This window comes from Pseudoalteromonas sp. SWYJZ12, assembly GCF_015864395.1.
Lineage (GTDB): Bacteria > Pseudomonadota > Gammaproteobacteria > Enterobacterales > Alteromonadaceae > Pseudoalteromonas > Pseudoalteromonas arctica.
The window spans coordinates 1-1438 of sequence record NZ_JADYXH010000047.1; the positions used below are offsets into that span (position 1 = coordinate 1).

A 1438-nucleotide genomic window follows, 5' to 3' on the forward strand; every position below is an offset into this window, starting at 1 on the left:
GCTAACACCGATCAGTTAAGGTATTTTTGATCGGTTGACCGATCTTTTGGTTGCTTCACAATACCCTTATCATCTTTTGATTATGAGGGTATTTTTATGCTTAGTCATTGGTTACTTGATACAGATATATTCGCCACTCCTGACTCTTTATCTACATTTCAGAAACATATCCCTCTTGAGTGGATTTCTAATGTGCTCGAGCAGACCGATAAAGCAAGTATTCGCAAACGTAAGTTACCTGCTGAGCTTGTCGTCTGGCTTATCATTGCAATGGGTCTTTTTCGCGACCGCTCTATTAGTGACGTTGTTGAGAAGTTAGATTTAACACTCACTGATACCCTGGGCGATACGGTTGCTCCAAGTGCTATTCCTCAAGCGAGACAGCGCCTGAGTAGCGACCCCCTCCAAGCCTTATTTCACCTATGTGCAGCCCATTGGACACAAGAAGAAGATGCTGATGATACGTGGTATGGACTCCGGTTATTTTCTGTCGATGGAACGCAATTTCGTGCACCTGATACACCTGCTCTTGCTGAGCACTTTCACTATATTAAGCACAGTAAAAACCGTCATACAGAATATCCTATTGTACGCCTATGCGCCTTAAGCTCCTTGCGTAGCCGGTTGATACACCACGTTGCCTTCGGGCCCAGTTATCAAGGTGAGGTGAACTACGCAAAGCAGTTATTTGGTCATGTAAGTGATAACAGTCTAACTATTTTTGACCGATGTTATCTCAGCGCTGAGCTACTGATTAATTGGCGTAAGCAACACCCACAGTCGCACTGGATGGTCCCGATTAAAAGCAACACGCAATACACCGTCATTGAATCTTACTCTGAGCATGACTTCAAAGTAGAGATGAGTGTATCTGCGCATGCCAGAAAACAAGACCCTTCGCTTCCTGAGTGCTGGCAGGCCAGACTGGTTCTTTATCCTGAGCCAATGGGGCCTGGAAAAATAAAAGGTCTGCTGTGCTCTTTGGATGATAAACAGGCTTTTGGTGCACAGGCCATTCTTGATGTCTATTTCGAGCGCTGGGAAATTGAAAATAGCTATGGAGAAATAAAACACCAGATGCTTGAGGATAGTATTCTTTTGCGTAGTCAGACTGTGGATGGAGTCAATCAAGAGCTATGGGGTATATTGCTAGCCTACAATTTAATTCGAGTAGAGATAAGTCGAATAGCCAAAGAGGCTAAAGTCTCCCCGCTGAGAATTAGTTTTGTCATGGCTTTGCGGGATATACAGGATGAAATACTCTGGTGTGCCATCGCTTCGCCAGGTTCAATTCCAAAGAAATTAAGGGCAATGCGAGAACGAGTGAAACGTTATATTCTTCCAGAAAAAAGAAAACGGCCCAAAAGTAGGACCGTTCGAATTTCAAAAACTCGGTACACCATTAAGTCAAAGCATGCTTAACTGAATGGTGTTAGCC

The 1438-nt window shown here is 43.9% G+C and carries 1 protein-coding gene; it reads left to right on the forward strand.

Annotated elements, in window-relative coordinates:
• The first annotated feature begins 96 nt into the window (after window positions 1–96).
• On the forward strand, window positions 97–1422 hold the full coding sequence (locus I6F42_RS19940) for an IS4 family transposase (protein WP_165725782.1): 1326 nt from the start codon (window positions 97–99) through the stop codon (window positions 1420–1422).
• Window positions 1423–1438 lie beyond the last annotated feature (16 nt).